Annotated in this window: 8 protein-coding genes; 7 read left to right on the top strand and 1 reads right to left on the bottom strand. The window is 68.5% G+C overall.

Translation table 11 applies throughout. The features are described 5' to 3' along the window. Nucleotides 1-374: 374 nt before the first annotated feature. The 7 genes from ACLJPX_RS34920 to ACLJPX_RS34890 all read left to right on the top strand — a co-directional run bounded on the left by ACLJPX_RS34920 (nt 375) and on the right by ACLJPX_RS34890 (nt 5770). Nucleotides 375-1526, top strand: a complete 1152-nt coding sequence (locus ACLJPX_RS34920; protein ID WP_410604604.1) for a sensor histidine kinase — start codon at nt 375-377, stop codon at nt 1524-1526. Next, nucleotides 1523-2185, top strand: a complete 663-nt coding sequence (locus tag ACLJPX_RS34915; protein WP_101612382.1) for a response regulator — start codon at nt 1523-1525, stop codon at nt 2183-2185. Before ACLJPX_RS34920 ends, ACLJPX_RS34915 begins: the two co-directional genes overlap by 4 nt. Before the next feature lie 58 nt (nt 2186-2243). Then, nucleotides 2244-3881 carry an acyl-CoA carboxylase subunit beta gene (locus ACLJPX_RS34910; protein ID WP_410604603.1) on the top strand — a complete coding sequence of 546 codons (1638 nt, stop codon included), beginning with the start codon at nt 2244-2246 and terminating at the stop codon, nt 3879-3881. Further along, nucleotides 3878-4096 (top strand): acyl-CoA carboxylase subunit epsilon, encoded by a 219-nt coding sequence (locus ACLJPX_RS34905; protein ID WP_410604602.1) that lies wholly within the window; start codon nt 3878-3880, stop codon nt 4094-4096. The genes ACLJPX_RS34910 and ACLJPX_RS34905 overlap by 4 nt, the downstream gene beginning before the upstream one ends. Before the next feature lie 119 nt (nt 4097-4215). Then, nucleotides 4216-5046, top strand: coding sequence for a helix-turn-helix domain-containing protein (locus tag ACLJPX_RS34900; protein ID WP_410604601.1), 831 nt, complete (start codon nt 4216-4218; stop codon nt 5044-5046). Between the two features lie 200 nt (nt 5047-5246). Beyond that, the gene (locus ACLJPX_RS34895; protein ID WP_410604600.1) at nt 5247-5453 is read left to right on the top strand and encodes a DUF397 domain-containing protein; all 207 of its coding nucleotides are present in this window, start codon (nt 5247-5249) and stop codon (nt 5451-5453) included. Further along, the gene (locus ACLJPX_RS34890; RefSeq protein WP_410604599.1) at nt 5450-5770 is read left to right on the top strand and encodes a hypothetical protein; all 321 of its coding nucleotides are present in this window, start codon (nt 5450-5452) and stop codon (nt 5768-5770) included. Before ACLJPX_RS34895 ends, ACLJPX_RS34890 begins: the two co-directional genes overlap by 4 nt. Here ACLJPX_RS34890 and ACLJPX_RS34885 read toward each other — a convergent pair. Beyond that, nucleotides 5767-7146: a serine hydrolase domain-containing protein gene (locus ACLJPX_RS34885; protein WP_410604598.1), complete on the bottom strand. Its 1380-nt coding sequence runs from the start codon at nt 7144-7146 to the stop codon at nt 5767-5769. The genes ACLJPX_RS34890 and ACLJPX_RS34885 overlap by 4 nt on opposite strands. Nucleotides 7147-7212: the final 66 nt, after the last annotated feature.

The following is a 7212-nucleotide window of genomic DNA, read 5'->3' as shown; positions in this document are numbered from 1 at the left end:
ACGCTGGACAGTTCTTTCACAAGCCAGCAAGGCAGTGGCTTTCTGAGTCACCACGCGACCAAGACCGGACCCTAACCACACAACAAGCGGTCACACCAACCCTGACACTGAGTGGCTTTCGCGACACAGCCTCTGGGCATCCCGGACTCCGTGAAGGCCTCCTTCACTACCTTCAGGGTAGGTAAGGAGGCCTTCACGGACTTGCGATCACTCGCACCCAGAATCCAGCACGTACCTAAGACACCCTCGGCCCTGACCCGAATCGCCACTCACGGCCGACCCGCCCCCACCGCTCCCGAGAGCTGATCTCCACCCTGGGGATGACCTCCACCGGACGGACGCGCGAAAGTCCCGCGTCCGGCTAGGTTCGCCGTATGAAACAGCCGTCTGCGCTCCCCAACCGGGTGGCGCACACGATCGACATCCTGGTCGCCCTCGTACTCGTGGTGGCCGTCGGCGGGAACCTCGCCGCGAAGACGTGGACGTTCAACGTCCCGATCCCGGTGTGGCTCGCCTGGGCCACGACCGGCGCCTGCGCGATCGCCATCCTGCTGCGCCGTCACCGGCCGGTGACGGCCTACTCCCTCGCGCTGTCCACGCTGATCCCTGCCTCGCTCGCGGGCGGCGGCCTCGGCCCGGCGGCCGCGCTGGCCACCGCGTCCGCGCTCTACACGACGGCGCTGGAGTACCCGCGTTCTCGTTCGCTGATCGCGATGGGCGCGGGCTTGGTCGTGGTGGCGTTCCTCGAGTTCCTGCAGCTCGGGCCCAGCACGCTCGCGTCGACCGCGCTGGCGGGCGGCGGAGTGGCGGGTTCCTGGGCGCTGGGCTGGACAGCGCGGCAACGACAGGCGAACCTCAGCCTGCTCGCCGAATCCCAGGCCGATCAGGCGGTGTCCGACGAGCGCCTGCGGATCGCCCGCGAGATGCACGACGTCGTCGCCCACAGCATGAGCCTGATCGCCGTCAAAGCGGCAGTGGGCAATCACGTCGCGGAGGAGCAGCCCGAAGAAGCGCGCGAAGCGTTGCGGGTCATCGAACTCACCAGCCGCGAGACCCTCGTCGAACTCCGGCGGATGCTCGGCGTCCTCCGTTCCGGTGACGGCACTCCCGAGGCCGCGCTCGGCCCCGCGCCCAAGCTCTCCGATCTGCGGACCCTCGCCGAACGCGCCGGGCAGGCCGGGGTGCGCGTCGAGCTGACCGGCGAGGTGGTGGACGAGCTCCCCGAGGGCGTCGCGCTTTCGGTCTACCGCATCACGCAGGAGGCGGTGACCAACGTCGTGAAGCACGCGGGGCCGTCGGTCTGCCGGGTCACCATCACCGAAGGCCCCGGTGAGGTCAGCGTCGAGATCGTCGACGACGGCCGCGGCGAAGGCTCGGCCCCGGCCACCGGCGGGCACGGCTTGATCGGCATGCGCGAGCGGGTCGCGGTCTACGGTGGTGACTTCGAGGCGGGACCACTTCCCGCCGGGGGATTCCGGGTGTTCGCGCGGCTGCCGTACGCCGTCAAGGAAGTGGGGACGCGATGATCCGCGTACTGATCGCCGACGACCAGGCGTTGCTGCGCGGCAGCTTCCGCGTGCTCGTCGACAGCGCGCCGGACCTCGAGGTCGTCGGCGAGGCGGGCAACGGCCTCCAGGCGGCGGAACTGGCCGAGAAGGAACGTCCGGACGTCGTGCTGATGGACGTCCGCATGCCGGAGCTGGACGGGATCGAAGCGACGAGACGGATCTGCGCGTCGGCCGCCACCGAAGGCGTCCACGTGCTGATGCTGACGACGTTCGATCTCGACGCCTACGTCTATTCGGCGCTGCGCGCGGGTGCCAGCGGATTCCTGCTGAAGGACACTCCGCCCGCCGAGCTGCTGACCGCGATCCGGGTCGTCGCGGCGGGCGAAGGGCTGCTCGCCCCGTCGATCACGCGAAGGCTCATCGCCGAATTCGCCCGGCTGCCCGAGGCGGGCCAGCGCGTCGCGCCGTCGCTCGACGGCATCACCACCCGCGAGCGGGAAGTGCTGAGCCTGATCGCGCGCGGTCTGTCGAACGACGAGATCGCCGGGACGCTGCATCTCGGGCTGGCGACGGTGAAGACGCACATCGGCCGTCTCCTGCACAAACTCGCGGCGAGGGACCGCGCGCAGCTGGTGATCGCGGCCTACGAATCCGGTCTGGTGCGCGCCGCGCTCTGATCCGGACGTTGTCTACGCCACACGCGAAGTGACCGTTGAGTAGCTAGGCTGCGGATTCATGAGCAGTGCGACGGAGCCGCTCGGGACGCCGCCCGAGGACGAACCGGACATCCACACCACGGCCGGCAAGCTGGCCGACCTGTACCGCCGGTATGACGAGGCGGTGCACGCGGGTTCCGCGAGGGCGGTGGAGAAACAGCACGCCAAGGGCAAGAAGACCGCTCGCGAGCGAATCGAGCTACTGCTCGACGAAGGCTCGTTCGTCGAGCTCGACGAGCTGGCGAAGCACCGCTCGGTCAACTTCGGCCAGGAGAAGAACCGGCCCTACGGCGACGGCGTCGTCACCGGCTACGGCACCGTCGACGGCCGTCCGGTGTGCGTGTTCAGCCAGGACGTCACCATCTTCGGCGGGTCGCTCGGCGAGGTGTACGGCGAGAAGATCGTCAAGGTGATGGACCTGGCGATCAAGACCGGCCGCCCGATCGTCGGCATCAACGAGGGCGGCGGCGCGCGGATCCAGGAAGGCGTCGTCTCGCTCGGGCTGTACGGCGAGATCTTCAACCGGAACGTCAAGGCGTCCGGCGTCATCCCCCAGATCTCGCTGATCATGGGCGCCAACGCGGGCGGGCACGTCTACTCCCCCGCGCTGACCGACTTCGTGGTGATGGTCGACAAGACCTCCCACATGTTCATCACCGGCCCCGACGTCGTGAAGACCGTGACCGGCGAAGAGGTCTCCTTCGAGGAACTCGGCGGCGGGCGCACGCACAACACCCGTTCGGGTGTCGCGCACTACCTCGGTTCCGACGACGAAGACGCCATCGCGTACGTCAAGGAACTGCTCTCGTTCCTCCCGGCGAACAACCTGTCGGAAGCGCCGCTGTTCGAGACGGACTCCGCGCCCGGAGGGTTCTTCGAGAACGTCACCGAGTCGGACCGCGAGCTCGACACGCTGATCCCGGACTCGCCGAACCAGCCGTACGACATGCACGAGGTCATCAACCGCGTGGTCGACGACGGCGACTTCCTCGAGGTGCACGAACTGTTCGCGCCCAACATCCTGGTCGGGTTCGGCCGGGTCGACGGGCGCAGCGTCGGCATCGTGGCGAACCAGCCGACCCAGTTCGCCGGCTGCCTCGACATCGACGCGTCCGAGAAGGCCGCGCGGTTCGTGCGCACCTGCGACGCGTTCAACATCCCGGTCCTGACCTTCGTCGACGTCCCCGGCTTCCTGCCCGGCACCGACCAGGAGTGGAACGGCATCATCCGGCGCGGCGCGAAGCTGATCTACGCCTACGCCGAAGCGACCGTCCCGCTCGTCACCGTCATCACCCGCAAGGCGTACGGCGGCGCGTACGACGTCATGGGGTCCAAGCACCTCGGCGCGGACATCAACCTCGCGTGGCCGACGGCGCAGGTCGCGGTCATGGGCGCGCAGGGCGCGGCGAACATCGTGCACCGCAAGACACTCGCCGCGGCCGCCGCCGACGGCAAGGACGTCGACGCGCTGCGCGCGGAGCTGATCCAGGAGTACGAAGACACCCTCCTGAACCCGTACGCGGCGGCCGAGCGCGGTTACGTCGACTCGGTGATCGTGCCCGCGCACACCCGCGGCCACGTCGCGAAGGCGCTCTCGCTGCTCCAGGGCAAACGCGAGACGCTGCCGCCGAAGAAGCACGGGAACATCCCGCTGTGAGCGCGCCCGAAACCCCGCTGCTGCGGGTCGTCCGAGGAGATCCGAGCGACGTCGAACTCGCCGCGCTGACCGCCGTCGTCGCGGCGGCGGCGAGCGCGCGGGCTCCGGAGCCCGCCCCGAAACGGGACTCGTGGTGGGCGGATAAGGCCTCGCTCGTGCGAGCCCCGCTCGCCCCCGGCGACGGCGCCTGGCGGGCTTCGGCACTCCCTCGCTGAACCGGTTCACGACGAGAAGCGCGGAACGCCGATTCCGCGGGTTATCGTGACACTCTGGCGGTCCGGCTCGTCCGGTTCGCCAGGTCTCAGGTATCCGCGATCGCCCCAGAAAGCCGTGCGTGACGAACCAGGACCATCTCTCCGCCGAGTTGCGCCGTCTGCGCAAAGCCGCCGGGTTGTCCGGTACCGAGGCGGCGATCCTCACCGGCCTCAGCCAGTCCAAGGTCTCGCGGGTCGAAACCGGCGCGTTCATGCCGACCGAGGACCAGGTCGTCGCGCTGTGCCGTGCCTACCGCGCGCCCGCGAAGATCCGGCGGGCCCTGGTCGCGATCACCCGGGACCTCCGTGAGGAAGCGTCGTCCGCCCGCGTCGTGCTGCAGCGCGGTGCGTGGCGGATGCAGCAGCGCATCGGCAAGATCGAGACGGCGTCCGCCCGGATCCGGAGCTTCCAGCCGACCATCGTGTTCGGCCTGCTCCAGACCCGCGACTACATCACCGCGCTGTTCCGCGACTCCCTGCCGGACAGCGAACGCGACCAGACGGTCGAGGCCCGGCTGGAGCGCCAACGGATCCTCGATTCGAACCGTGAGTTCCACTTCGTGATGACCGAAGGCGCCCTGCGCTGGAACATGGGCGGCGCGGCGACCATGCAGGCCCAGCTCGGCCACCTCATCGAGCTGTCCTGCAGTGGCCGGGTGCGGCTGGGCGTGATCCCGTGGACCACGCCCGTTTCGGTTCCCGTCCTCCACGGTTTCGACATCTACGACTCCCGGGCGGTCCTTCTCGGGACGCAGACGGCGACGGCGATCGTCACGGACGAACGGGAAGTCGCCGACTACGAGAAGAACTTCGCCGAAGTCGAGCGCTACGCCACTTACGACGACGTCGCCTGTGCCCATTTGACGCGGATCGCCACCGACTACCGACAGCTCGCGGTCGAACCGCTTTAGTGACAAAAGACCCTTGGCGCTATGCACTCCGAGAGTGCATCGTGAGTAAAGCGGCTTGCGGTGAAGGTCCCTTTTCGTGCGCCGAACGCGATCACCGGAGCCGTTCACCGACCAATCGGAACAGATCACCCGATATCGCCAACCTTGCTGCCGCGCAACCCGTCTACTTGCCGAAACAGTCACTGGGGAAAGGCCCTCCGATGACCATCTGGCACGAACGCATGACCGACTGGCACAAGTCGACTTACACGCACTGGGAAGAGAACGCCTGCGTCGAGGTCGGCGGTTCGCCCGGCCTGGTCGGCATCCGCGACACCAAGCAGTGGGCGCTGCCGGACGAGACCCGCCCGATCCTGGTCCTCCCGGCCGAGTCCTTCGCCGCGCTCCTCGATCACCTTGGCCGATGAACGACGTCGCCGAGCCGTACATGGTCCACGATCCGCGGGAGATGGCGGGCCAGCTGATCAACGGCAACTGGATCGTCGCGCGCTGGGAGCACCTCGGTGAAGACGAGGACCTGGAACACTGGACCGCCGTCCTGCGCGAGAACTGCGAAGAACTCGATGTCGACCCGTACGTCATCAACATCCCGCGCAAGAGCCTGACGATCGTCTTCAACGGGGCACTCCCCGCGCCGACGTTCGAACAGCTGGAGAATTCGATAGCGGCCATCGAGTACCACCGCTTCCTCGAACGCGAAATCGGGCCGAGACGCCTGAACTAGGCGACCTTCGGGGCGGCACGCATCCCGATGTACACACAGTCCGTGCCGGTCGAGAGCGTCGAAAACACCACGGGCATCCAGTCCTCGCTGAACGACGGGCCGGCACCTGACGCGGCGAAGACGGTGTCGGTGACGGGCACCAGGTCCATGTCCAGCGGCGGCGAAAAGTCCTTCATGCCGTCGACGAATTCGTACCTCAGCCGCGAATCCCCGGTCACCGTGATGACCACGCCTTCGCGGCGGTAGACGCCCTCGAAGCGCGCCAGGTCCACGATCGGCGGTTCGGCGGGCGGCGCGAAGGCGTCGGGAATGCGGACGCCGGCGAACTCGTCGAGCAGTTCACGGAACAGGGCCGCGTAAAGCTGCCGGGCGCCGCCGCCGTTGGTCACCAGCGCGACGGCCACTCCCGCCGACGGCACCACGCGCAGGTACGCGTACTGCCCGATGGACGCGCCGTCGTGACCGATGCCGGGCGTACCGTCCCAGTCGTAGAGCGTCCAGCCGAGTCCCCAGCCGTCCGCGCTGACCGTCCACTTGTCGGGGACGTCGGTCTCGCGGCGCTGCATCGCTTCGACCGTTTCCGGTGCCAGGACACGGGTCCCGTCGGGGGCCAGGCCGCCGTCGAGGTGCATCCGCGCGAGCCGGACGACGTCGCCGGCGGAGGCGATCACCCGCGCGCCCGGTCCCGCCGACCGCGGCATCAGATCCCAGGCGGGCGCGGGGTCCGGCTCCTGCCCCGGTTCGCCGAGGTGGCTCATCGCCGCGCGGAAACTCAGCGCCTCCTCGGGCAGGGTCATCGACTGCTTCAGCCCGAGCGGCGTGAAGATGAACTCCTTCAGCGCCTGATCCCAGGTCAGCCCGGTGACCACCTCGGCGATGCGGCCGAGCACCTGGTACCCGACGCTGCTGTAGGAGACCGCGGTCCCCGGCGGGCAGTCCATCGCGATGCCCTTGCTCGCCTCGACGAAGCGGGCGATGCACTCGTCACCCCGGCCGGTGTCCAGGTGGAAATCGCAGGTGAGGCCACTGGTGTGGCTCAGCAGCTGCCGGATGGTGATCGCCCTGGTCGCCTCGGGATCGATCGTCTCGAACTCCGGCAGCACCTCGACGACCGGCGCGTCGAGATCCAGTTCGCCGGTTTCGGCCAGCCGCATGACCAGGGTCGCGGTGTAGATCTTGGCGATCGAGCCGAGCTGGAACACCGAATCGGTCGTCGTCTCGACGCCGGTCCCGCGATGCAGGACACCGCTCGCGAGTTCGTGGATCTCGCCACCCGCCAGCACGGCGAGCACGGCGCCCGGAACGTGGTGGGCGGCGCGAAGCTCGTCCAGCTTGGCCTGCCAGCGGCCGGCGTCCCAGTTCACGGTGTTCGTCATGGCTTTCCCCTTCGTTGCGTACGTCGTTCTCGTCTTGCGCACACTGTACGCACAAGCGATCGACGT

It is taken from the genome of Amycolatopsis sp. lyj-90 (assembly GCF_046549035.1).
Lineage (GTDB): Bacteria > Actinomycetota > Actinomycetes > Mycobacteriales > Pseudonocardiaceae > Amycolatopsis.
The sequence above is the reverse complement of the archived record's forward strand: the minus strand, read 5'-3'. Positions and strand labels throughout refer to the sequence as shown.

What these genes read in the sequence shown, in the direction of transcription:
- ACLJPX_RS34920 (WP_410604604.1), top strand. Translation starts at nt 375, where the DNA reads ATGAAACAGCCGTCTGCGCTCCCCAACCGGGTGGCGCACACGATCGAC.
- ACLJPX_RS34885 (WP_410604598.1), bottom strand. Translation starts at nt 7,146, where the DNA reads ATGACGAACACCGTGAACTGGGACGCCGGCCGCTGGCAGGCCAAGCTG.
- ACLJPX_RS34895 (WP_410604600.1), top strand. Translation starts at nt 5,247, where the DNA reads ATGACCATCTGGCACGAACGCATGACCGACTGGCACAAGTCGACTTAC.
- ACLJPX_RS34910 (WP_410604603.1), top strand. Translation starts at nt 2,244, where the DNA reads ATGAGCAGTGCGACGGAGCCGCTCGGGACGCCGCCCGAGGACGAACCG.
- ACLJPX_RS34890 (WP_410604599.1), top strand. Translation starts at nt 5,450, where the DNA reads ATGAACGACGTCGCCGAGCCGTACATGGTCCACGATCCGCGGGAGATG.
- ACLJPX_RS34915 (WP_101612382.1), top strand. Translation starts at nt 1,523, where the DNA reads ATGATCCGCGTACTGATCGCCGACGACCAGGCGTTGCTGCGCGGCAGC.